This is a genomic window from Candidatus Symbiopectobacterium endolongispinus (assembly GCF_018777385.1).
Classification (GTDB): Bacteria; Pseudomonadota; Gammaproteobacteria; order Enterobacterales; family Enterobacteriaceae; genus Symbiopectobacterium; species Symbiopectobacterium endolongispinus.
In genome coordinates this window covers 657,243-680,131 of record NZ_JAFJYB010000002.1, presented here as the reverse complement: position 1 = coordinate 680,131, position 22,889 = coordinate 657,243, and the positions used below count along the sequence as shown (strand labels likewise).

Here is a 22,889-nt window from a genome sequence, read left to right as displayed (position 1 = left end):
AAAAAGGATAACGTTATGTTTTGTGTACAATGTGAGCAAACCATCCGTACCCAGGCTGGAAACGGTTGCGCCTATGCGCAAGGCATGTGCGGTAAAACCGCTGAAACCTCCGATTTACAAGACCTGCCGGTCGCCGTATTGCAGGGGTTATCGGCCTGGGCACTAAAAGTCCGTTCGCTGGATATCATAGACCATACGGTCGATAACTTCGTCCCTCGTGCCTTCTTCGCTACGCTGACCAACGTCAACTTCGATTCGCAGAGAATTATCGGTTACGTACAAGACGCAATCCAACTGCGTCACGGACTGAAAACACGCTGCCGTCTGCTTGAGGCAGATACCAGCGTTGATCACCAGCTGTCTGAACTGCAATTGGCTGGCAACGATATTCCAACGCCGTTACAGCAGGCGAACCAATTCGCACTGGATCATGATAAAGCCACGATCGGTGCCGACCTGCATGGTTTGCGTATGCTGTGTCTGTACGGTCTGAAAGGGGCCGCCGCCTACATGGAGCATGTCCACGTGCTCGGCCAATACGATGACAATATCTATGCCGAGTTCCACGCCTTGATGGCCTGGCTGGGCACGCAGCCCAGCGACATGGATACGCTGCTGAATAACGCCATGGAGATTGGCAAAATGAACTTTAATGTGATGGCGATCCTCGATAAAGGTGAAACCGACGCCTATGGCCATCCCCATCCGACCCAGGTAAACGTGCGCCCGGTAGCAGGCAAGGCCATTCTGATTTCCGGTCACGATTTGAAAGACCTGCGGATGCTGTTGGAACAGACCGAAGGCACTGGCGTCAACATTTACACCCACGGTGAAATGTTACCGGCGCACGGCTATCCCGAGTTGAAAAAATTCTCGCATCTGGTGGGTAACTACGGCAGCGGATGGCAGAACCAGCAGGTTGAATTTGCCAAGTTCCCAGGCCCTATCGTGATGACGTCCAACTGTATCATCGACCAGAATGTCGGAAACTACGGCGATCGTATCTGGACGCGCAGCATTGTAGGTTGGCCGGGCGTCAACCATCTGGAAGGCGATGATTTCAGCCAGATTATTGCTCAGGCACAAGACCTGGCAGGTTTCCCGTACAGTGAAATCGAGCACAACATTACCGTCGGTTTCTGGCTTGAGACCCTGCTCAGCGCGGCGGATACCGTGATCGATTTGGTGGCTAACGGTAAGTTGCGCCATGTGTTCCTTGTGGGGGGATGTGACGGTAGCCGCAGTGAACGCAGCTACTTCACCGATTTCACCCGTAGTGTTCCTGATGATTGCCTAATCATGACGCTAGCATGCGGTAAATATCGCTTTAACAAGCTGGATTTTGGCACGCTGGAAGGATTACCACGTCTGCTCGATGTCGGTCAGTGTAACGATGCTTACTCAGCCATCATTCTGGCCGTGAAACTGGCAGAAAAACTAGGCTGTGGCGTGAACGACCTGCCATTGAGCCTGATACTCTCCTGGTTTGAGCAAAAAGCCATCGTCATTCTGCTCACGCTGCTGTCGCTGGGCGTCAAAAACATCAGAACCGGTCATACCGCCCCCGGCTTCCTGACGGATAACCTGCTGGCCGTGCTGAACGAAAAGTTCGGTATGCGTTCGATAACCACCGTAGAAGAAGACATCAACACTATTCTGTCCGCTTGAGAGCAATAGGATAACAAGCGGCGCGGCAACGCGCCGCTTGTGCTGTTTGGAGAGCACACATGACACAACCGACCTCCGCATGCCCGAACCGCATGCAAGTTCACTCCATTCGTCAGGAAACGCCTGACGTCTGGACGCTTTCGCTGATTAATCACGATTTCTACCCCTATCGTCCGGGACAGTATGCACTGGTTTGCATTACCAACGACCCCGATACCCTGCGCGCCTATACCCTCTCCTCAACCCCAGGATTAAGCCCGTTTATCACGCTGACGGTGCGACGTGTAGAACAGGGGACGGGCTCAGGCTGGCTGACGCAGCAGGTCAAACCCGGTGACTATCTGTGGCTTTCCGATGCACAAGGTGAATTTACCTGCGTCGATGCTGGTCATGCCGAACAGGAATGTTATCTGATGATGGCCGCAGGCTGTGGCGTTACGCCCATTATGTCGATGAGTCGCTGGTTATTGGCGCACCGCCCCAACGTTCACTTGCAGGTTATCTTTAATGTTCGTAACCCGCAGCAGGTGATTTTTGCCACGGAGTGGCAACGCCTTACAGAGCACTATCCATCACAGCTGACGCTGACGTTGGTCGCCGAATTTGACGCCGAAACTGGTTTTCTCGCCGGAAGGTTAACACCTGAGTTACTGAAACAAGCCGTGCCGGATCTGGCACAGCGCATTGTGATGACCTGCGGCCCTGCCCCTTATATGCAGCAAGTTGCCGCATTGGTCGCCGATGCTGGCGTCCCCGCAACACGTTTTTACAAAGAGCAGTTCCAGATTGGTGCTGAATCACTGGAAGAGGACGGTGAGCAGTTGACGCTGACCATTCGCCAACCGCTTAATACACTGCGTGTTCCGGTGGGCATCAGTCTGTTAGCTGCGCTGGAAAGCCATAAAATACCCGTTAATGCCGCCTGCCGCGCAGGCGTATGTGGCAGTTGCAAAACCAAAGTGCTTTCCGGCGATTACACCACCAGTAGCACCATGACGCTGACAGCAGAAGAGATTGCACAAGGCTATGTGCTCGCGTGCAGTTGGCAACTGCACGGGGATACGGTACTGGCGTAATCTAAGGCGTTGCCACACCCGCAACCGCGGGTGGGGGTTCCTTATAGGCCAATGCGATAATTTTTTTGACGCAGGCATCGATAGAGTAGCGCAACATCACGTCGTCGCTGGCGTGGCGGACCCTCTGACGGTATGGAGCAGGATGCATAAGGAAATCAGCAATAGCATTCTGCCAGGCCGCAACATCATCGCACGGCAACAATACGCCATTTTCCTGATGGCGGATAACATCCGGGATGCCTCCCATATCACTCGCCATCACCGGGACGCCAAAATACATCGCCTCAACCAGTGCCATCCCAAAAGACTCATTACGTGAAGGCATCAACACCAGATCTGCATGCTGGTAGACGGCCGCAGCCGGAAACAGCTTGCCCGCCATCAGCACGTTATCTTGCAAACCATAGCGTGCAATCATCGCGTTGATAACCTTGTACTCAGGGCCATCACCAACGATCAGATAACGAAATGCATGGCCTGACTGCTTGAGCGCCGCCAACGAGGTATCATGTCCTTTTTCACCACGCAGCATACCGACCTGTACAATGACAGGCGACGTACCGGCCTCCAGCCAACATTGCACAGAGACAGGCAAAGGCCGCTCACTTTGAGCATGCAAGGTAGCAAAGTCAAACCCTGGTGCGACTACCTCAATTTTTTCATCACGACAGCCACCCGCCACCATCGCGCGCTTCATACCACTACTGGGCACCACTACCTGATCCGCCATATAATTGGTGCTAAACGGCTTAATCCTGCTGGTAAGATAGGTTTTTTGCCGCACGAGCGTTGGCTTGTTCCAGGTCAGCTTGGTTGCCAGTGCAGCAATATTTGCATCATGCCCGCTGTGACTGACGACAAATAAGGGATGATATTCATTAATAAGCTGTCTGAAACGCCACAGCTAGGGGAAATGATAACTATTTCGAAATGTAATCAGGTATATTGGAATATGTTTTTCTGCGGCAAGTGTAGCAACTTCACTTTTCGGGCGACATGCCAATAGCACTTCAAAGCCTAATGTTGTAAGGCGTGTAATTGCATCATCGCTTGCAATTCCTGCCCGCCAACATGCTTAGAGGATTCCGTGTAGAGAATGCGTTTTCTCATAAATAAACCTAGTAAAAACAACCAGCACCTTGCCATCAAACGAGGATATGCACGGTGTGTATAACATCTGACGTAATTTTATGAGAGCGAAGCTAAACGGAAGGTAAATACTTTTTATGCAGAAACGCATTTTCGAAAAATAAATACATAAAATTCCCAGGAACATTATTCTGGGCACGTTGTCATTGCATAAAAAGAACCTCAGGCATAACGCTGGCCTTTATGTAATGCAAATAATGAAGAAATAAACGGTGTGGTATAAAGAAGCAACCGCCGTTTAAGCCAAGAGGTGTCTTCTCGCTATTTGGTGCTGATACGTCCCAAGCGCCAGGTCAGGTGTCTGGGCATGTTCATCCGTCGTTCGGTGGTGTAGAGATAGTCAAACCCTTGCGCTTGAGCAATGGCAGCGTAATCGTGGTTATAAAAACCCATAGGCCAGCAAAAAATGGCGGCTACACGACCACAGTCGCGCAAGCAGCGTTTCACGGCACAAACGCAGATCGGTTTCCAATGCGCGGTGGCGCTCAGCAGGATCGGTGATTTACCAGTCCCAGCGCTGATGCGTATGGGTATGCGCGTGAAACCCCACTAACCCACTGGCTTGCATCTCTTCAATTTCAGACCAACGCATCATCACATCGTCGGCATGGCCGGTGGCGACTTTTTCCTCACACGCTTTGTGAGAGAATGCAATCTCCGCCAGTTGGCGAACGGGTCCGTCGCCAACTGGCTGGTAATCAGAAAAATATGCGCATGCAGCCCAAGACGTTTTAACACCGGAAACGCACAAACCCAATTATCCAAATAACCGTCGTCAAAGGTGATCATCACACTTTTACGCGGCAAAGGCTCTCCGCGGTAAAATCCTTCTAACTCAGCCGCAGTCACGGTTTTCAACCCAGCGCGCGCCAACCAGGTCATCTGTTCGATAAAGGTGTCGGGCGACAGCGTCACCAGCCCAGGTTTAGAGCCAACATGGTGATACATCAGGATGGGAATTGCACCTACATTCATTCTATTACGCTCTTTTCTGTATGCGCTTGTTGACAGGCACAGCCTACCGTCGCCATTGGTGCGCTAACGTCATAACTAAAAATATATAAGCTACTAACTTTGCCACACGCAACCTCAACCATTCATCACTATAACGCATTCATAACCTGTATTTTTTGATGCTATCGACGTGAAACCGCAGCATGATAGTCGCCGATACGGGCAGATTTGCTGTCTGTTATCCTTCGGTCCCGACAATTACAGCCACCCCGCCGCTTAACCGATATTTTGTGCTATTATTTATCCATTAGTCCGCTAATCAGCAAATTTTAACCCACGGCGATTGCATAAGTATCCTGCCGACGTTAACATTCGCGGCATTAATGTCTATTCAATTCTTGCGCATGAGTATCCAACTAAACAGCATTAACTGTTTCTATGGCGCGCATCAGGCGCTATTCGATATCACCCTTGATTGTCCGACTGGCGAAACGCTGGTGTTATTGGGTCCCAGCGGTGCGGGGAAAAGCTCGCTGCTGCGCGTATTGAACCTGCTGGAAATGCCACGTTCGGGCACGCTTGCCATTGCAGGCAACCAGTTTACGTTTGCACAGCCGCCGAGTGACGGTGCCATTCGTGAGTTGCGCCGCAATGTCGGCATGGTATTTCAACAATACAACCTGTGGCCACACCTGACCGTCACGCAAAACCTGACCGAGGCACCTTGTCGGGTATCGAGGTTGAGCAAAGACGAGGCGCTGGCACGTGCAGACAAACTGTTAACACGTTTACTCCTGCGCGATTTTGCCGATCGTTTCCCGCTGCATTTGTCCGGTGGGCAACAGCAACGCGTGGCGATTGCCCGCGCACTGATTATGGAACCCCAGGTGCTGCTGTTTGATGAACCAACTGCCGCGCTCGATCCTGAAATCACGGCCCAGGTGGTCGGTATTATTCAGGAACTGGCACAGACCGGCATCACCCAGGTGATCGTCACTCACGAAGTGGATTTTGCACGTAAAACTGCCAGCCGTGTGGTGTACATGGAAAATGGCCGTATTATCGAACAGGGTGATGCGGGCCACTTTACTGCGCCGCAAACCGCTGAGTTCGCCAGTTATCTTTCTCATTGATGAACAAGATGGAAATGACAATGAAAAAATTACTCGTTGCAGCACTCCTCGCCAGCGCCAGCGTTGCCGCCAGCGCCGCTGAAACCATCCGTTTCGCGACTGAAGCCTCTTACCCTCCGTTCGAATTCGTGGGCGATGATAACAAGATCCAAGGGTTTGACGTCGATCTTGCCAATGCACTGTGCAAAGAGATGAACGCCACCTGTACGTTTAGCAATCAGGCCTTTGACAGCTTGATCCCAGGGCTTAAATTCCGCCGTTATGAAGCGGTTATGGCGGGGATGGATATTACGCCGGAACGTCAGCAACAGGTTACCTTTAGCCAACCTTACTACGACAACTCTGCGCTGTTTATCGCACAGAAAGGCAAAGTGGCCGATATTGGTGCCCTGAAAGGTAAGCGCGTTGGCGGGCAGAACGGTACGACTCACCAGAAATACCTGCTGGACCAACACAAAGATATGGCCACAGTGCCCTATGACAGCTATCAGAATGCCATTCTGGATCTGAAAAGCGGCCGTCTGGACGCGGTATTCGGTGACACCGCCGTGGTGAATGAGTGGCTGAAACAGAATGACCAGTTGGCTACCGTAGGCAGCAGCGTGACGGATAAAAACTACTTTGGTATCGGTTTGGGCATTGCGGTGCGTCAGGGTAACGATGCACTGGTCAAACGCTTCAATGACGCGCTGGACAAAGTCAAACAGGATGGCACTTATCAGTCCATCTACAACAAATGGTTTCAGCAGTAATCTCGCTCAATGATTGAATTTCATCCTCTTGCAAGCGCCGCCGGCATGACCGTCGGCCTTGCCGTTTGTGCACTGGTACTCGGTTTGATTCTGGCGATGCTGTTTGCTGTCTGGGAAATGGCGCGCTGGAAGCCCGTTGCCTGGTGTGGCACAGCGTTAGTGACGCTGCTACGCGGTCTGCCGGAAATTCTAGTGGTGCTGTTTATTTATTTTGGTTCATCACAGCTGCTGCGGATACTGGCAGATGGCTTTACGCTCAGTATTGGTGGCACAGCGTATCCCATCAAGTTAAACATTGAGACGTTTGAAGTCAGCCCGTTTCTGTGCGGTGTGATTGCATTGGCGCTGCTGTATGCAGCCTATGCGTCACAAACGCTGCGCGGCGCGCTCAAAGCGGTCCCGCAAGGGCAGCGCGAATCAGGGCAAGCCCTGGGTTTGAGTAAAGCAGCCATCTTCTTTCGTCTGATCATGCCGCAAATGTGGCGTCATGCCCTGCCCGGTCTCGGCAACCAATGGCTGGTATTGCTGAAAGATACCGCATTGGTGTCATTGATTAGCGTGAACGATCTGATGCTGCAAACCAAGAGCATCGCCACACGTACCCAAGAGCCCTTTACCTGGTATGTGATTGCGGCAGTGATTTATCTGGTAATCACCTTGTTAAGTCAATACGTCCTCAAACGTATCGAACTGCGTACTACGCGCTTTGAACGGAGGCCGTCCTGATGCTCGCCTACTTACCTGAATTGCTCAAAGGGTTGCACACCAGCCTTAGCCTTACGCTGGTGGCGCTGATTGCCGCACTGGTTATCTCTTTGGTGCTGACGACAGTGCTTGCGTTAAAAACACCGGTGTTGTCGCTGCTATCCCGGGCGTACATCACGCTGTTTACCGGCACACCGCTGCTGGTGCAAATCTTCCTGATCTACTATGGTCCGGGCCAGTTTCCGGCAATCCAGCAGATCCAGTGGTTGTGGCACTTGCTCTCTCAACCCTGGCTGTGCGCCATGATTGCGCTGGCATTAAACAGCGCGGCCTATACTACGCAACTGTTTTACGGTGCGGTACGCGCCATACCTTCCGGGCAGTGGCAATCCTGCGCAGCGCTGGGTATGTCACCGGCACAAACATTGCGTATTTTGCTGCCCTATGCCTTCAAACGCGCCCTATCGTCCTATTCAAACGAAGTGGTGTTGGTGTTTAAAAGTACCTCGCTGGCTTATACCATCACGCTGATGGAGGTGATGGGTCACAGCCAACTGATGTATGGTCGTACCTACGATGTCGCCGTGTTCGGTGCCGCAGGGATTATTTACCTGTGCGTCAATGGGTTGTTAACATTGCTGATGCGGCTCATCGAACGACGTGCACTGGCGTTTGAACACCGTAACTGATCCATCTTGTACGACAAAAAGCAGGCCTCGGCCTGCTTTTTGTCTGTTTTATCACCACTCAAATGTATTTTTAATCATTTTATTTGCATATCAATTCACTTAATGGCAATGTGATTGCCGTTGAGCGGGAAGCATGCCGCAGGAGAAATTTAAAAAAATCGTTGGAGCACAACATGAAAAAATTCGTGGTCGCCACGTTACTGGCAGGTATGGCATTTGGTGCTAACGCCGCAGACACTATCCGTTTTGCCGCCTCCGCCACCTATCCGCCATTTGAATCTCTCGATGCCAACAACGAGATCGTCGGCTTTGATATGGATCTGGCGAAAGCCCTGTGCAAACAGATGCAAGCTAACTGCACCTTCACCAACCAGGCTTTCGACAGCCTGATTCCGGCGCTGAAATTCCGTCGTTACGATGCCGTGATCTCCGGGATGGGCATCACCCCAGATCGCAGCAAGCAAGTGGCCTTTACCCAGCCCTATGATGCCAACTCTGCCGTGGTTATCGCGCAGAAGGGCAAATTCAGTGATTTTGCCGCCATGAAAGGCAAGCGCATCGGGATGGAAAACGGTACCACACACCAGAAGTACATGAATGACAAGCATCCGGAAGTGCAGACCGTCTCCTACGACAGCTATCAAAATGCGGTGCTGGATTTGAAAAACGGACGCATCGACGGCGTTTTCGGTGATACGGCGGTGGTCAATGAGTGGATCAAGAACAACCCGGAACTGGCAACCGTTGGCGAACATGTTACTGACGCGGAATACTTCGGCACCGGTCTCGGTATCGCCGTTCGTCCTGATGACAAAGCACTGCTGGCAAAATTGAACGGCGCGCTGGAAGCCATCAAAGCAGACGGTACCTATAAAGCCATCAACGACAAATGGTTCCCACAATAAGTCAGAGTCTGGTCAACAAGCGCCCTCGGGCGCTTTTTTTTGTCTCTTTTTCCTGAGCATTACCCACGCCGCAATAGCGTTAGCACCTCATAGTGCGCGGTATGCGGGAACATGTCGAACAGTTGCACCTGGATAATCCGGTATCCCGTATCCCGGCAACAAACTGATATCACTTGCCATGGTCTGTGCATTACAGCTTGAGTAGAGGATATACGCCGGGGCCATCTGGCTCAGATACGCACACAGCTCTCGCCCTATGCCGCGTCGTGGTGGGTTTACTATCACCAGATCCGGCGCACTGGCATTGCCAGTGGCAAATTGTGTGGAGTCCAGCGCCTGAAATGTCACCTGCATCAACCCAAGCTGTGTGGCGGAGCGCTGCGCGCAGGCAATAGCCTCGGCGCTAATTTCAATACCGGTCAAAGGCATGTCCGGCGTGGCACAGTGCAATCCAAAACCACCGACGCCGCAAAACAGATCCCACATGCTGGTCACCGGCAGCGCGGCAACCCAGTCACGCGCCGTGGCATAAAGTGTGGCGGCGACTTGTGGGTTAGTTTGAAAGAAACCGCGCGGTCGCAAGAAAAGTGGTACCTGATTGAACGCCTCTTCCAGCATCTGGTTTTCCGTCAACGCAATCTCCCCTTCCCCTTCCAGAATCGCCTGATGAACAGGCTGGATATTGGCTGAGATAACTGACAACTAAGGCAACTGCTGCTGTAACCAGGGAAGCGCCTGTTGTAACTGCGCCAGCTTGGTTTTAGAGCGCAACACGAAGCGCAGCATAAACTCACCGCGCAAGCGGCTCTCCGTCAGCAGCAGATATTTTAATTCACCGCACCTGATAGGGCGTCAGCCCAGCGCGCGCAATAAACGTTTTGAGCACATCAAGCACCGGCGCGAACGACGCCGGGTAAAGCGGACAGTCACACAAATCGACCGCGCTGCCATCCTGGCGCAGAATACCGAACACCGGGCGTTCGACGCTGCCACTGACCACCATTTTAGCCTTGTTGCGAAAAGCCTGCTGTGGCGAGGAAACCACGGGCAGCCAAGTCCCCACCGCCTGTTTGTCCAGCAGCGCAGCCAGATGTTGCTGCTTGTCAGACAACTGCTGTGTATAAGGCTTTTCCAGCCACTGGCAGGAGCGGCAACTGCCTTCGGTATATAGTGCACACTGCATAGAAGAAGAGGAGTTAATAAAGTCGGGGCGGCATTATAGCACCGTCAGGCACGATGTCTTGTAGTCGCGCACCGATCGGCACGATGGCACAGCGCTACGCGGTGTCACGCTGAAAAAAACGGCGGCTACGGTGCGGGACAAAAAGCAAGAAAAGCACGAGTACGTCAGGCAGACGCTGTGTGGCAAACTGGTGTAGAACGTCCCAGCTTGTCTCTCCGCTAAAGTGAAAATGTCAGGCAAAAAATCGCTAAAATGGGCCAGCAGCATGTAGCCAGAGATCACCCCCTGACCAATGAGGTAGCCCCAACGACCCCAGTTTTTCCCTGCCATCACCGCCACACCGCAGCGTACCTCAAAGCAAAGAATCACCAGAGCGGCCAATAACACCAGCGTTGAATCCCAGGACTCTGCGCTGCTGCCAATCCAGCCACCAAAACTGCTTAATCCCAGATCCCACAGCAGCATAACAAGGCTCAGTACACAGGTGGCGATAATACCAATGCCCGCGACTGTCAAAGCGACAGGGGCATAATTACCTTGTGCAACCAGTGGTCTTCTTGCTTTGCAGCATCGTTAGTCGGTTTCCTTTACAGAGACAGCAGCGCCACCGGAGAGGTGGCGCTGTGCAGTTTATATCCTTAGCACTTAGCTCAACCGTGTCTGGCTCGCTGCATATCACGAATACGCTGCTTCTCCGCACGTGCCATAAACCACCAGGCAATCAAGCCAATCACACCTACCACCAATGATATCAGCGATGCCAGGGCGTTAATTTGCGGATTAACGCCCATTCGCACACTGGAGAACACCAGCATCGGCAGCGTTGTGGCACCCGGTCCGGAAACGAAACTGGCGATCACCAGATCGTCCAGCGACAGCGTAAACGCCAGCAGCCAGCCGGAAACCAGCGCTGGCGCAATCATCGGGACAGTGATGATGAAAAACACTTTGAGCGGTGCAGCCCCCAGATCCATGGCCGCTTCCTCAATGGAACGATCCAGTTCGCGCAGTCGCGCACTGATGACCACGGTGACATAGGCGGTACAGAAGGTCACATGGGCCAGCCAGATGGTCAGCATACCGCGCTCCGAGGACCAGCCGATAGCATGACCCAGCGCCACAAACAGCAACAGCAACGACAAGCCAGTAATTACATCAGGCATTACCAGCGGCGCAGTCAGCATAAATGCAAAGCCGTTGGAGCCGCGAAAGCTGCCAAAACGCACCATCACCACCGCCGCCAGCGTGCCGAGCACCACCGCCATGGTGGCGGAGGCGGCAGCAATAGTCAGGCTTAATGCCACGGCGGTCATCATGGCGCTGTCATGGAACAGTGCGCTGTACCATTGAGTCGACCACCCCACCCACACCGTCACCAGTTTGGAACTGTTGAAAGAGTAAATCACCAGCATCAGCATCGGCGCATACAAAAAAGTAAAGCCGATAACCAGAATCAGGGTACGCCACGGAGAACGAACCACAGGTAAATTATTCATGCCTGATCTCACGTACTTTTGTTCTGATGCTTTTGGAACCACATGATGGGCACAATCAGCAGCAACAGCATAATGGTCGCTACCGCAGAGGCTACCGGCCAGTCGCGGTTGTTAAAGAACTCTTGCCACAGGATACGACCAATCATGATGCTGTCCGGACCGCCTAACAACTCAGGGATCACGTACTCCCCGACCGCCGGGATAAACACCAGCATGGAACCGGCGATAATACCGCCTTTGGTCAGCGGCACAATCACGTGGAAGAAGGTTTTCAACGGACGCGCACCTAAATCCAGTGAGGCTTCCACCAGCGAATAATCCAGGCGGGTCAACGCGGTATAAATCGGCAACACCATAAACGGCAGATAGGAGTAGACGATACCGATGTACACCGCCAGGTTGGTGTGCAGGATGATCAGCGGCTCATCAATGATGCCCAGCCACAGCAGGAAGTTATTCAATATCCCGTTGTTCTTCAGGATCCCCATCCAGGCATATACGCGAATAAGAAATGAGGTCCAGGAAGGCAGGATAACCAACAACAGCAAAATGTTGCGCGTTGAAGGCTGGCTGTGTGCGACAGCCCATGCCAGCGGATAGTCAATGATCAGGCAGAGTACCGTCGACACAGCAGCGACTTTCAGCGACTGCAAATAGGCTTCAAAATAGAGCGGGTCATCAAGCAGATGAAGATAGTTGCCCAGATTGAGGGTGATATCGAACTCATCATCCGCCCAGGAGAGCAAATCGGTATAGGGTGGCACCGCGCGTGCCATTTCTGCCAGACTGATTTTGAAAACAATCAGGAACGGCAGCATAAACAGCAGAATAAGCCAGATATACGGCAGCGCGATCACCAGTTTGCGCCCGTATTTCAGGTGCCACTGCGTCAACAGCAGGCGCAGAGGACTGCGCGGCACATCAGGTGGTTCCGCCGCTTTGCCATCCGAAAAGTTATGTTTAGGAAACATGGTCATTATCTCGCCCTATCACACCGTCAACACCACACAGCTGTATGCTTCCCAACACAAGCGCACTTCGTCACCCCAGGTGGGGGCGCCTTTGCGATAGCGGTAAGCATTTTGCAGCTGGGCACTGATGATTTGCCCACTGTTGAGACGCACATGGTAAATCGACAGATCGCCCAGATAAGCAATATGCACCACTTCACCGACAGCAAAGTTACAGACGTCTTCGGTCACCTCTTCACACAGCATGATTTTTTCGGGGCGCAATGCGACATGCACCGGTACGCCATCTACCACAGAAACATCAGTATTCACTTTCAGCGGATGAACCAGACCCGGGCTCTGAATAATCAATGCATCGTCCTGACGCTCTTTCAGCAACCCTTCAAACATATTGACCGAGCCTATAAATTCAGCGCTGAAACGCGTGGTCGGGTGTTCGTAAATCTCTTCCGGCTCGCCAATTTGCACAAACTTGCCGCGATTCATGATGGCGATGCGCCCGGCCATGGCCATGGCCTCTTCCTGATCGTGGGTTACCATCACACAGGTCACGCCGACACGCTCAAGAATATCCACTACTTCCAGTTGCATACGGTCGCGCAGCTTTTTGTCCAGTGCGCCCATCGGTTCATCCAGCAGCAGCAGTTTCGGGCGTTTCGCCAAACTGCGCGCCAGTGCCACGCGCTGACGCTGACCACCGGAGAGCTGATGCGGTTTGCGTCCGGCAAACTCCCGCATATGCACCAACGTCAGCATTTCTTCCACCCGGTCTTTAATTTCAGCGCGGGACAGCTTGTCCTGCTTCAAACCGAACGCTATATTCTTCTCAACCGTCATATGCGGAAACAGGGCATAGGACTGAAACATCATATTGATGGGGCGCTGATAGGGCGGCACCAGCGACAGATCCTGCCCATCCAGCACAATCTGCCCCTGAGTAGGGTGTTCAAAACCAGCCAACATGCGTAATAAGGTGGATTTACCACAGCCGGAAGCCCCCAGCAGTGCGAAAATCTCACCTTTGTAGATAGTCAGACTTACATCATCCACCGCCGCCTGACCGTCAAAGGATTTGGTCAAATTGCGCACTTCCAACAGTGGCGTTACGGCCTTTTGCGTTTTAGGCTGGGGACGGGAAATTGCATCATTCACTTAGCATTGCTCTCCGGCAAAAGCAGAACAAACGAATAACCCACGGTGGAGAAGGATCTACGACAAGCCCCCTCTCTCCCTCCATGCGTTACACCACATACAGCACAAACAGGCGGGGATTAGCCGCCTGCGGATTATCACATAATCTCAACGTACAAAAACAGTTAATTGCCGCTTTTTACCTTGGTCCAGGCACGGGTACGCGCGCGATCAATCTGCGGTGATTGCACTTTGAGCGTAAACAGCTTGGCACGCACGTCATCCGGCGGGAAGATGCCCGGATCGTTACGCACCGCTTCATCAACCAGTGGCACGGAAGCTTTGTTACCGTTGGCGTAGAAGACGTAATTGCTGATATTGGCAATCACTTCCGGTTTCATCAGGTAGTTAAGGAACTGGTAAGCTTCCTCTTTGTTCTTGGCATCCGCTGGCATCGCGAGCACGTCAAAGAATGCCAGAGCCCCTTGCTTCGGAATGCTGTAGCCAATGTTCACACCGTTCTTCGCTTCCTTGGCACGGTTAGCCGCCTGTTTCACGTCTCCGGCCCAGCCAATAGCCACGCAGATGTCACCGTTAGCCAGATCGTTGATGTACTGCGAAGAGTGGAAATAGCGGATGCTCGGGCGTAATTTCAGCAGCAGGTCAGTTGCACCTTTGCTGTAATCATAGGCCTTGGTGCTGTTCGGATCTTTACCCTGATAATTCAGCACGGTCGCGAAAATCTCTTCTGGCGCATCCAGGAAGGCAACGCCACAGATTTTCAGTTTTTCCAGATTTTCCGGCTTCAACACCAGATCCCAATTGTCGATTGGCGCATCCGCACCCAGCGCGGCTTTGACTTTATCGATGTTAAAGCCAATGCCTGTGGTGGCCCACAGGTAGGGAATCGCATATTTGTTGTCAGGATCGTGCTGAGAAATCAGCTTCATCAGCTCAGGATCGAGGTTTTTGTAGTTAGGCAGTTTGCTTTTATCCAGCGGCTGGAAAACACCAGCGGCAAGCTGACGCTCAAGAAAGCTGGCAGAAGGCACGACCAGATCAAAACCGGTGCTGCCCGCCATCAGTTTGCCTTCCAACACTTCGTTGGAGTCAAACACGTCATAAACGACTTTGATGCCTGTTTCTTTCTGGAAATTGCTCAGGGTGTCCGGCGCAATGTAATCTGACCAGTTATACACATGCAGCGTTTTTTCTTCCGCAGATGCGGTGACGGACGCGGCCATCATCAAGCCGGCAACAACACCAGAGAGCCATGTTTTACGTTGGGTGAACATCCGTTCCTTCCTCCATACCAGGGGTGAATCATGGAATAAAATCCGTATCAGGACGATACCGGACACATACCTGAATTTATCGCGCCGACAGGCGGGGATGTTGAATGGCTATGCACTAAAATAATCATAGTACACACAGACATAAATGCATTGTCATCACCTGACGGTCACAGGAAGTTAGCATAACCGCCTCGTGTTCGCGGTGCTATATGTGCAACGTAAAAAACGGCTTTTATCGATTAATTATGCAGGAGTTGGCGCGGTGAACGGGAAGTCTTAACTCTGGGCGGTGGAATATATCGAAAAAAAGATTTTTAGCAGAATAAACCAAAGGCAACAGGGAAATAAGAAAAAATGATTGCTGCCCGCAGGCAGCAACAGAATCAATGCAGACTGTGTGACAGAGTGCGCGCAGGAGAGGTCTCTTCTTCTTCACCGAGAAACAGCATATTGTTAGCACAGGCTTCCAGAATAACCATGGAGATCTGCTCTTCTGACTGCTGCATAAAGTGGCGGAACTGCTCAATGACCACGCCTGCCGCCACGTCGAGCGTCTGACAAACGATTAGCTTTGGCAGATTATCGTCTTGCACATCAAGAAAGGCTTTCACCGTCAAGGAGCTGGCATTGATTTGGCTCAGGTTGCCCGCCAGCGAAATCAAGGCGCTGGGCTTCACCTCGGCCAGCGCAGAAAATAAAACAACACCGTCCACCAGATCGACCTTGGCATCGAAAATACCATCGAAATTCTGCATATGGGGCAAATGCAACGCCTGACAGGAGTCACATTCAAAATAGAGAATATTGAGTTGATCCAACCACCGCCGCAGCAGATTCAGATCCGGAACGATGAGTGAATCCATCATAATTTGCCTCATTTGCGCCTGTAACGTAAAAACCTTACTAGCTTACGTAAAATTTGCGTACGATACCAATAGAAAAGCGGGATTGCCTATCATGCTGGCGACATTCAATCGCGCGCATGCTGCTCAATGAAATCCATCATCATGTCGACAATATCCAGTTGGGTAGTGCGTTCTATCCCTTCCAGACCGGGAGAAGCGTTTACCTCAATCACCAGCGGCCCACGCGTCGCGCGCAAAATATCCACGCCCGCCACGCTCAAGCCCAGCGTTTGCGTTGCTTCCACTGCAATGGCACGCTCCGTGATAATGACCGGGCGCGCGGTGCCGCCACGGTGCAAATTGGAACGGAAATCCCCTTCTTTGGCCTGACGTTCGATGGCCGCGACGACTTCATTGCCAATCACCAGACAGCGAATGTCCCTACCCTGCGCCCCGCACACATACTCCTGAACCAGAATGTGCGCATTCAGGCCGCGAAATGCATCAATCACGCTTTCGGCCGCCTGACGCGTTTCCGCCAACACCACACCTATCCCCTGAGTGCCCTCCACAAGTTTAACCACCAGCGGTGCTCCGCCCACCATATCGATCAGATCGCTGGTATCGTCCGGTGAATGCGCAAAACCGGTGATTGGCAAATCGATGCCATCGCGCGCCAGCAGTTGCAGCGAATGCAACTTATCCCGCGCACGAGTGATTGAGAGCGCGTTGTTCAACGCAAAGCTTCCCAGTATTTCAAACTGGCGCAACACTGCGGTGCCGTAAAAGGTAATTTGCGAGCCGATGCGAGGAATTACCGCATCGTATTTTACCAACTGGCGGCCGCGATAATGCACCGTGGGTGCAGCAGAGTTGATGTTCATATAGCACGAGAGCGGATCAATAATATTAACAACGTGCTTGCGTGCTTCTGCGGCCTCACGCAGCCGCTTGCAGGAGTACAGACTGCCGTCCCGTGATAAAATGGCGATCTTCATCAGTTCCTCACCAACGTTTTAGCGGATTGCCCAGCCTTGCTGATGCAAGTAGTCCAGAATAAAGGGCCTCAGCTCTTTTTGCAGTGTGCGCTGCACGTGCTCACTCCAGGTGTCGCGACGACGATTACTGCCACGCTGCTGGTAGTAATCTCCTAATTGCTGGTCATACCGTGCCAACGCCGCTTTATCTAACGGTTGATAGCCATTCTCATGTACCACCAGCGAGGCGGGCAAGCGCGGTTTGAGGTCTGGCGTCGCGGCAGGGGTAGCCCAGACAGAGGCCAAATAGCGGCAAGACTTGCTGTGGCAACGCCAACAGCGAGGTGACATCGGCAATGTGATTGCGAATACCGCCGATGAATACCCCGCCCAGCCCCAGAGATTCAGCCGCGACCAGTGCGTTCTGCCCCATCAGCGCTGTATCTACACATCCCAGCAGCAGTTGCTCTGCCATCCCGGTTTGCGCCTGCGGAAAAATGTCCAGGTGGCGATGGAAATCGGCACAAAACACCCAAAACTAGGCGGCGGCTACATGCTGCTGATCGTCACAATAATGGACCAACGTTTGGCGCAGCGTAGGATCGGTAATGCGAATAATGGAGCTGCATTGTAAAAAACTCGAACTGGACGCGCTATGGGCAGCAGCAATAATGGCGTCGCGCGCATCTGGCGCAATGGACTGTGTGCTAAAAGCACGAATAGATCGATGGTTTAGCAGAAGATCGATAGTTGGCGTCACGCCTCGTGTCCTTATGATGGTGTGTCCTGAAGATCGCGGGGTCGGCTTAGTGAACCGGATAGCCAGGCGCTTAACAGGCAGTATAAGTCAGCCGTCGCAACTGACCAATGCTACTCAGCGTATGTTATGTGGTTTGATAGCCATCACATATTAATGTAACAGGGATTTACTACTTTTTTTCAGCGTAGATGGGGGTATAGTGGCCCCACAGAAAGACGAGGATAATATCGTTTACAGCCTTTTGTTTTGATAAAGAGTTAACATGTTTGCTGTTATTTTTGGCCGCCCTGGCTGCCCTTACTGTGTTCGCGCCAAAGCGCTGGCAGAAAAACTGACCGAACAACGTGACGACTTCAGTTTCCGCTACGTTGATATTCACGCAGAAGGAATCACCAAAGACGACCTGTCTAAAACCGTGGGTAAGCCGGTTGAGACGGTTCCGCAGATCTTTTTGGACGAAAAACACATCGGCGGTTGCACCGATTTCGAAGCCTATGCCAAAGCGAACCTGAACCTGTTTCAGTAAAACGGTAACGCATCGACAACATACTGACCAAAGGCGCACCCTGCGCCTTTGGTGTTTTTATCTTCAGCGAAAATACAGCTGGCACGAGACGTAGACGAACAAAAACACCAGCGCGCCCATCAGACTCCAGAACACGGCGCTCATCACATAGGCCAATTCCTGCCAGAACGCGTTCATCGGTGTGCGCCAAAAATGCAGGATAATCAGGCACAGCGGCATGGCCATCAGTTCGCCGAGAAAGGGATAACGCAAGCGGCCGCGTGCCGATAAACCGCTGGCTACAATGCCGGGCAGCAAAAACAACATCATTCCAGGCTCTCCCCGAAATCCCGTTTCCGTTGTGGAAAAGACATCCATTTTTTGACTCAAAAACACCACGGTAAACAACAAAAAAAACAGCAGGTTGCACCCACCCCCCTTATTGCTTCCCATATTCGCCTCTCTTTGCCTCACGCCGACATCGCAAGACGAGGTCGAGTAAGGTGTATTTAATCGTAACAACATCGGAATATCCATGATATAACAACAAGCAAGGCGGCATCACTTTTTATAAAATAAAGGCTGGCTGTAACACAAACACCCAACTAAAATGGCAGCACTCTTGCTACGCTTCAGGCAATTTATTTTCAGGAAACGGATGGTACCTGTGCCGAATCACGCGCTTCCTCTGCCGGATTCTTCACGCCCTGTTCCGCCATTGCCCTACAGTGAGTATTCTGAGTGAATGGCAATAAATTTAGCCCTTACCTTCATTGATATCAAGAACTTACTAGTAAACAACACGTTACAGGCCATGAATATAAACGTCGCTGAGTTGTTAAACTGGAATTACATACTGCTGTTATTTGTGGTGCTCTCATTGGGGCTGTGCCTGGGGAAAATACGGCTAGGCAGCGTTCAACTGGGTAATTCCATTGGTGTTTTAGTGGTGTCGTTATTATTAGGACAGCAACATTTTGCCATAAATACCGATGCGCTGAATCTTGGTTTTATGCTGTTTATTTTTTGCGTCGGTATCGAAGCGGGCCCTAATTTTTTCTCCATTTTTTTTTCGTGACGGTAAAAACTATTTCGCCCTGGCCTTAGTGTTAGTCAGCTCAGCTCAGCTCAGCTCAGCTCAGCTCAGCGCTGGCACTGCTGTTGGGCAAGCTCTTCGGTTGGGATATCGGCCTGACAGCAGGCATGCTGGCGGGTACAATGACGTCAACGCCCGTGCTGGTCGGAGCCGGAGATGCGCTGCGCAATGCTAACAGTGTCGATCCGCAGCTCAGCGTCGAGTTGGATCACCTGAGCCTTGGCTATGCGCTTACCTATCTGATCGGGCTGGTCAGCCTGATTTTTGGCGCGCGCTATCTGCCGACCAGCGCGCAACAAATCGCACATGAACGCGGTCTCGATCCCGACAGCCAACGTAAAGTGTATCTCCCCATTATCCGTGCTTATCGCGTCGGACCGGAACTGGTCGCCTGGGCTGACGGAAAAAATCTGCGCGAGCTGGGCATTTACCGGCAAACCGGCTGCTCCATTGAGCGTCTGCGCCGTAACGGCATTCTCGCCACGCCCGATGGGGATGCCACCTTGCAACTGGGTGATGAAATTGCGCTGGTGGGCTACCCGGATGCCCATGCTCGTCTCAATTCCAATTTCCGTGACGGCAAGGAAGTGTTCGATCGCGACCTGCTCGATATGCACATCGTCACCGAAGAGATAGTGGTCAAAAACAACAACGGCGTCGGCAAACGCCTCAGCCAGCTAAAACTGACCGACCACGGCTGCTTTTTAAACCGAATCGTACGCAACCAGATCGAAATGCCCATTGATGATGGTGTGGTGCTGAACAAAGGGGATGTACTACAGGTGAGCGGCGATGCCCGGCGGGTGAAAAGCATCGCCGATCGCATCGGGTTTATTTCCATCCACAGTCAGGTTACCGATCTGCTCGCGTTCTGCGCCTTCTTTATCATCGGCATCATGGTCGGGCTTATCACCTTCCAGTTCCGTAACTTCAATTTTGCAATTGGCAGTGCAGCCGGGTTGCTGTTTGCCGGGATCATGCTGGGCTTCCTACGCGCCAACCACCCGACCTTTGGCTATATCCCGCAGGGTGCGCTGAATATGGTAAAAGAGTTTGGTCTGATAATGTTTATGGCGGGCGTTGGCCTGAGCGCTGGCAGCACCATCGGCACCGGTTTTGGCTCCGTGGGCGTACAAATGTTGTTTGCAGGACTGGCAATCAGCCTGATCCCGGTGGTGATCTGTTTCCTGTTTGGTGCCTATGTGCTACGCATGAATCGGGCGCTGCTGTTTGGCGCCATTATGGGTGCGCGTACCTGTGCGCCCATAATGGATATCATCAGTGATACCGCACGCAGTAATATCCTGGCGCTCGGCTATGCGGGCACTTATGCCATCGCTAACGTGTTGCTGACATTAGCTGGTTCGCTGATTGTCATTATCTGGCCTGAACTGCCGTTTTAAGCGGGTTGAAAAAAATTGTCACTATTCTTTAAATAAGACCGAACTTTTTCGCATGCAAAGCGTCTGAATAAGTGCCGCTGCTTTTCTTTGAAATCCCCTTATTAAGGAACCCGCCGTTCCAGCCTTTTCAGGTTCAAGAATGATGGGCCTTTTCTTACCCACCAGACTTCTCTTTGCGACCCGATTCTATTGGATGATACTATGCTTACGCCGAACTCACAAGGGATAACCACACGATGGAAACTCGGCGCGCAGCACGGATCAACAAACTGACTCAGGCATTGAAGAATGGCGATCGGCTGCACTTGAAACAAGCAGCAGAATTTTTGGGCGTATCCGAAATGACCGTGCGTAGCGACCTGAACGCCACGCCAGCCAGCGTGATTCTCTTGGGCGGCTACGTGTTTAACGATCCGCAGAGCAGCGCCATTGGTCACTACTTTGTGTCCGATCAGCAGAACCAACAGGTGCCGGAGAAACGTGTGGCGGGCCGCCTGGCGGCACAACTGGTCGAGGCGGGCGACACCGTTTTTTTGACTGCGGCACCACCCTGTCCTTTGTTATCGATGCCATCGATGAAGATCTGCCGTTTACCGCTGTCTGCTACTCCCTGAACACCTTTCTGGCGCTGCAAGCCAAACCCGCTGCCAAAGTCATTTTGTGCGGCGGGGAATTCCACCCCGATAATGCGATTTTCACGCCGCTGACCCGGCAGAGTGAACTGGACCCGATCTGCACCAACAAAGCGTTCATCTCGGCGGCAGGGGTCGATCTCAAACGGGGAGCAACCTGTTTTAATTTTGCAGAGCTGGATATCAAACACCGGGCGATGGCGCTATCTCAGCGCACTATTCTGGTGGCCGACAGCAGCAAGTTTGGCCGGATACAGCCTGCCGCTATCGGCGCATTGACGCAGTTCGATATGCTGGTGACCGACTGCGCCCCGCATGGCACCTATCAGGATTTCGCGCTCGACAACGGCATCATGCTGATCTATCCCGGCTGTTAAAACCAGCCGCCAAACCATTTGGTCAGGGTTAGCCATATCGCATCCCACAGTCGCCCGAACAGACCGGCTTCAGGCACGTCATCCAGCACCACCAGCGGTCGTTGGGCAATCACTTTGCCATCCAACTGGAAATCCACAGTACCGACTGCCTGGTTTTTCGCCAACGGAGCCTGTAGATGTGGCGACGCCAGAGTAAAACTGGCTTTCAGGTTGCGCATTTGCCCTTTAGGCACCGTCAGTGCGACATCGTCAGCAACCCCTAACCGTGCTTCACTCTGCGCACCGTACCAGACACGCTGTGTGGTAAACGTGGTATTGGCCTGAACTGGCGTGACTGTTTCGAAGAAGCGGAAACCCCAGGTCAGCAGCTTTTCGCTATCGCGAAAACGAATGGCATCCATCGGTGCGCCCAGTACCACAGAAATTAACCGCATGTTACCTTCCGTCGCGGATGCCACCAGATTGTGTCCAGCACCACTGGTATGCCCGGTTTTGATGCCGTCAACATTCAGGTTGCTGCTCCACAACAAACGGTTGCGGTTGGGCTGCTTAATGTTATTGAAGGTGAATTCTTTTTCTTTATGCAGGGCGTACTCTTCCGGCACATCGCGAATCAACGCCTGCCCCAGCAGCGCCATATCACGCGCCGTGCTGTACTGGCCAGCAGCATCCAGTCCGTGCACGGTGAGGAAGTGGGTATTGGTGAGGTTGAGTGATTTGACATAGTTGTTCATCAGGCTGACAAACGCATCCTGACTGCCCGCCACATAGTCGGCCAACGCAATGCTGGCATCATTGCCCGATTGGATAACGATGCCTTTATTCAGTTCCAAAACCGGAATTTTATCGCCGGGTTTCAAAAACATCAGCGACGATCCCCGCAGCACCGGATTACCCGTTGCCCAAGCATCTTTACCGACGGTAACCAGATCGTCTGGTTTAATTTTTTCCGTTTTTATCGCCTGACCGATAACGTAGCTTGCCATCATTTTCGTCAGGCTGGCGGGATCTAGTCGCTCATCCGCTCGCTGTTCCGCAAGAACCACGCCGCTGTGGTAATCCATGAGAATAAAGGCTTTAGCTTCGATCTGCGGCGCGGCAGGTGCCTGTTCGGCGTATACGTGTGGGGTTAGCGCCAGCCACAGCAGCGTTGCGCTGCATAGCATCAAGCTGGAGCACGCGGCCTT

20 protein-coding genes and 4 pseudogenes are annotated in these 22,889 nt (G+C 52.4%); 10 read left to right on the top strand and 14 right to left on the bottom strand.

Annotated elements, in window-relative coordinates:
- The first annotated feature begins 15 nt into the window (after nt 1–15).
- Complete coding sequence (gene hcp, locus JZM30_RS10125) at nt 16–1,668, top strand: hydroxylamine reductase (protein ID WP_252318524.1); 1,653 nt, start codon at nt 16–18, stop codon at nt 1,666–1,668.
- Nucleotides 1,669–1,727: 59 nt separating this feature from the next.
- The gene (gene hcr, locus JZM30_RS10120) at nt 1,728–2,744 is read left to right on the top strand and encodes an NADH oxidoreductase (RefSeq protein ID WP_252318523.1); all 1,017 of its coding nucleotides are present in this window, start codon (nt 1,728–1,730) and stop codon (nt 2,742–2,744) included.
- A gap of 1 nt (nt 2,745) precedes the next feature.
- Here the strand turns inward: hcr and JZM30_RS10115 are convergent, their stop codons facing one another.
- From JZM30_RS10115 to JZM30_RS24315, 3 genes are all read right to left on the bottom strand, one after another.
- The gene (locus JZM30_RS10115) at nt 2,746–3,459 is read right to left on the bottom strand and encodes a glycosyltransferase (protein WP_252318522.1); all 714 of its coding nucleotides are present in this window, start codon (nt 3,457–3,459) and stop codon (nt 2,746–2,748) included.
- Between the two features lie 695 nt (nt 3,460–4,154).
- Entirely contained in the window at nt 4,155–4,340 is a 186-nt protein-coding gene (locus JZM30_RS24320; protein WP_367115835.1) for a polysaccharide deacetylase family protein, read from the bottom strand.
- Between the two features lie 147 nt (nt 4,341–4,487).
- On the bottom strand, nt 4,488–4,868 hold the full coding sequence (locus JZM30_RS24315) for a polysaccharide deacetylase family protein (RefSeq protein WP_367115834.1): 381 nt from the start codon (nt 4,866–4,868) through the stop codon (nt 4,488–4,490).
- A 383-nt stretch (nt 4,869–5,251) separates the two neighbouring features.
- Between JZM30_RS24315 and artP the strand changes: the two genes are divergently transcribed.
- The 5 genes from artP to artJ (JZM30_RS10085) all read left to right on the top strand — a co-directional run bounded on the left by artP (nt 5,252) and on the right by artJ (JZM30_RS10085) (nt 9,031).
- Complete coding sequence (gene artP, locus JZM30_RS10105) at nt 5,252–5,980, top strand: arginine ABC transporter ATP-binding protein ArtP (protein WP_252318820.1); 729 nt, start codon at nt 5,252–5,254, stop codon at nt 5,978–5,980.
- Between the two features lie 20 nt (nt 5,981–6,000).
- Nucleotides 6,001–6,732, top strand: a complete 732-nt coding sequence (gene artJ, locus JZM30_RS10100) for an arginine ABC transporter substrate-binding protein (protein ID WP_252318521.1) — start codon at nt 6,001–6,003, stop codon at nt 6,730–6,732.
- 9 nt (nt 6,733–6,741) lie between these two features.
- Nucleotides 6,742–7,458 (top strand): arginine ABC transporter permease ArtQ, encoded by a 717-nt coding sequence (gene artQ / locus JZM30_RS10095; RefSeq protein ID WP_252318520.1) that lies wholly within the window; start codon nt 6,742–6,744, stop codon nt 7,456–7,458.
- Nucleotides 7,458–8,126: an arginine ABC transporter permease ArtM gene (gene artM / locus JZM30_RS10090; protein WP_252318519.1), complete on the top strand. Its 669-nt coding sequence runs from the start codon at nt 7,458–7,460 to the stop codon at nt 8,124–8,126. Before artQ ends, artM begins: the two co-directional genes overlap by 1 nt.
- Before the next feature lie 173 nt (nt 8,127–8,299).
- A complete protein-coding gene (gene artJ, locus JZM30_RS10085; RefSeq protein WP_252318518.1) occupies nt 8,300–9,031 on the top strand; it encodes an arginine ABC transporter substrate-binding protein in 732 nt (243 codons plus the stop codon).
- A gap of 59 nt (nt 9,032–9,090) precedes the next feature.
- On the opposite strand, the pseudogene rlmC reads toward artJ (JZM30_RS10085), so the two are convergent.
- The 9 genes and pseudogenes from rlmC to nfsA all read right to left on the bottom strand — a co-directional run bounded on the left by rlmC (nt 9,091) and on the right by nfsA (nt 17,689).
- Nucleotides 9,091–10,214 (bottom strand): annotated as a pseudogene (rlmC, locus tag JZM30_RS10080) (23S rRNA (uracil(747)-C(5))-methyltransferase RlmC).
- A gap of 33 nt (nt 10,215–10,247) precedes the next feature.
- Nucleotides 10,248–10,730, bottom strand: a complete 483-nt coding sequence (locus JZM30_RS10075; RefSeq protein WP_438801488.1) for a YbjO family protein — start codon at nt 10,728–10,730, stop codon at nt 10,248–10,250.
- Nucleotides 10,731–10,864: 134 nt separating this feature from the next.
- Nucleotides 10,865–11,710 (bottom strand): putrescine ABC transporter permease PotI, encoded by an 846-nt coding sequence (gene potI / locus JZM30_RS10070; RefSeq protein ID WP_252318517.1) that lies wholly within the window; start codon nt 11,708–11,710, stop codon nt 10,865–10,867.
- A gap of 8 nt (nt 11,711–11,718) precedes the next feature.
- On the bottom strand, nt 11,719–12,687 hold the full coding sequence (gene potH, locus JZM30_RS10065; RefSeq protein WP_252318516.1) for a putrescine ABC transporter permease PotH: 969 nt from the start codon (nt 12,685–12,687) through the stop codon (nt 11,719–11,721).
- Between the two features lie 12 nt (nt 12,688–12,699).
- A complete protein-coding gene (gene potG / locus JZM30_RS10060; protein WP_252318515.1) occupies nt 12,700–13,833 on the bottom strand; it encodes a putrescine ABC transporter ATP-binding subunit PotG in 1,134 nt (377 codons plus the stop codon).
- A 164-nt stretch (nt 13,834–13,997) separates the two neighbouring features.
- A complete protein-coding gene (gene potF / locus JZM30_RS10055; protein WP_252318514.1) occupies nt 13,998–15,107 on the bottom strand; it encodes a spermidine/putrescine ABC transporter substrate-binding protein PotF in 1,110 nt (369 codons plus the stop codon).
- 383 nt (nt 15,108–15,490) lie between these two features.
- Entirely contained in the window at nt 15,491–15,970 is a 480-nt protein-coding gene (locus tag JZM30_RS10050) for a YbjN domain-containing protein (protein WP_222161021.1), read from the bottom strand.
- Between the two features lie 107 nt (nt 15,971–16,077).
- A complete protein-coding gene (gene rimK, locus JZM30_RS10045) occupies nt 16,078–16,950 on the bottom strand; it encodes a 30S ribosomal protein S6--L-glutamate ligase (protein ID WP_252318513.1) in 873 nt (290 codons plus the stop codon).
- Between the two features lie 18 nt (nt 16,951–16,968).
- Nucleotides 16,969–17,689 (bottom strand): annotated as a pseudogene (gene nfsA, locus JZM30_RS10040) (oxygen-insensitive NADPH nitroreductase).
- A gap of 262 nt (nt 17,690–17,951) precedes the next feature.
- On the opposite strand from nfsA, the gene JZM30_RS10035 reads away from it, so the two are divergent.
- Nucleotides 17,952–18,215, top strand: coding sequence for a GrxA family glutaredoxin (locus JZM30_RS10035; RefSeq protein ID WP_195312865.1), 264 nt, complete (start codon nt 17,952–17,954; stop codon nt 18,213–18,215).
- A 63-nt stretch (nt 18,216–18,278) separates the two neighbouring features.
- Here the strand turns inward: JZM30_RS10035 and JZM30_RS10030 are convergent, their stop codons facing one another.
- Nucleotides 18,279–18,647, bottom strand: a complete 369-nt coding sequence (locus JZM30_RS10030) for an inner membrane protein YbjM (protein WP_252318512.1) — start codon at nt 18,645–18,647, stop codon at nt 18,279–18,281.
- Nucleotides 18,648–19,008: 361 nt separating this feature from the next.
- Between JZM30_RS10030 and JZM30_RS10025 the strand changes: the two are divergent.
- Both JZM30_RS10025 and deoR read left to right on the top strand, forming a co-directional pair.
- A pseudogene (locus JZM30_RS10025) lies at nt 19,009–20,693 on the top strand (aspartate:alanine antiporter).
- 236 nt (nt 20,694–20,929) lie between these two features.
- Nucleotides 20,930–21,702, top strand: a pseudogene (gene deoR / locus JZM30_RS10020) (DNA-binding transcriptional repressor DeoR).
- On the opposite strand, the gene JZM30_RS10015 reads toward deoR, so the two are convergent.
- Entirely contained in the window at nt 21,699–22,868 is a 1,170-nt protein-coding gene (locus JZM30_RS10015) for a serine hydrolase (protein ID WP_252318819.1), read from the bottom strand. The pseudogene deoR and the gene JZM30_RS10015 sit on opposite strands and share 4 nt — an antisense overlap.
- Nucleotides 22,869–22,889: the final 21 nt, after the last annotated feature.

Coding starts and splice junctions, on each gene's coding strand:
- JZM30_RS10035 (WP_195312865.1), top strand. CDS start 17,952: ATGTTTGCTGTTATTTTTGGCCGCCCTGGCTGCCCTTACTGTGTTCGC.
- artJ (WP_252318521.1), top strand. CDS start 6,001: ATGAAAAAATTACTCGTTGCAGCACTCCTCGCCAGCGCCAGCGTTGCC.
- JZM30_RS24315 (WP_367115834.1), bottom strand. CDS start 4,868: ATGAATGTAGGTGCAATTCCCATCCTGATGTATCACCATGTTGGCTCT.
- potF (WP_252318514.1), bottom strand. CDS start 15,107: ATGTTCACCCAACGTAAAACATGGCTCTCTGGTGTTGTTGCCGGCTTG.
- JZM30_RS10015 (WP_252318819.1), bottom strand. CDS start 22,868: ATGCTATGCAGCGCAACGCTGCTGTGGCTGGCGCTAACCCCACACGTA.
- potI (WP_252318517.1), bottom strand. CDS start 11,710: ATGAATAATTTACCTGTGGTTCGTTCTCCGTGGCGTACCCTGATTCTG.
- hcp (WP_252318524.1), top strand. CDS start 16: ATGTTTTGTGTACAATGTGAGCAAACCATCCGTACCCAGGCTGGAAAC.
- rimK (WP_252318513.1), bottom strand. CDS start 16,950: ATGAAGATCGCCATTTTATCACGGGACGGCAGTCTGTACTCCTGCAAG.
- artM (WP_252318519.1), top strand. CDS start 7,458: ATGCTCGCCTACTTACCTGAATTGCTCAAAGGGTTGCACACCAGCCTT.
- hcr (WP_252318523.1), top strand. CDS start 1,728: ATGACACAACCGACCTCCGCATGCCCGAACCGCATGCAAGTTCACTCC.
- JZM30_RS10050 (WP_222161021.1), bottom strand. CDS start 15,970: ATGGATTCACTCATCGTTCCGGATCTGAATCTGCTGCGGCGGTGGTTG.
- potH (WP_252318516.1), bottom strand. CDS start 12,687: ATGACCATGTTTCCTAAACATAACTTTTCGGATGGCAAAGCGGCGGAA.
- artJ (WP_252318518.1), top strand. CDS start 8,300: ATGAAAAAATTCGTGGTCGCCACGTTACTGGCAGGTATGGCATTTGGT.
- artQ (WP_252318520.1), top strand. CDS start 6,742: ATGATTGAATTTCATCCTCTTGCAAGCGCCGCCGGCATGACCGTCGGC.
- artP (WP_252318820.1), top strand. CDS start 5,252: ATGAGTATCCAACTAAACAGCATTAACTGTTTCTATGGCGCGCATCAG.
- JZM30_RS10030 (WP_252318512.1), bottom strand. CDS start 18,647: ATGGGAAGCAATAAGGGGGGTGGGTGCAACCTGCTGTTTTTTTTGTTG.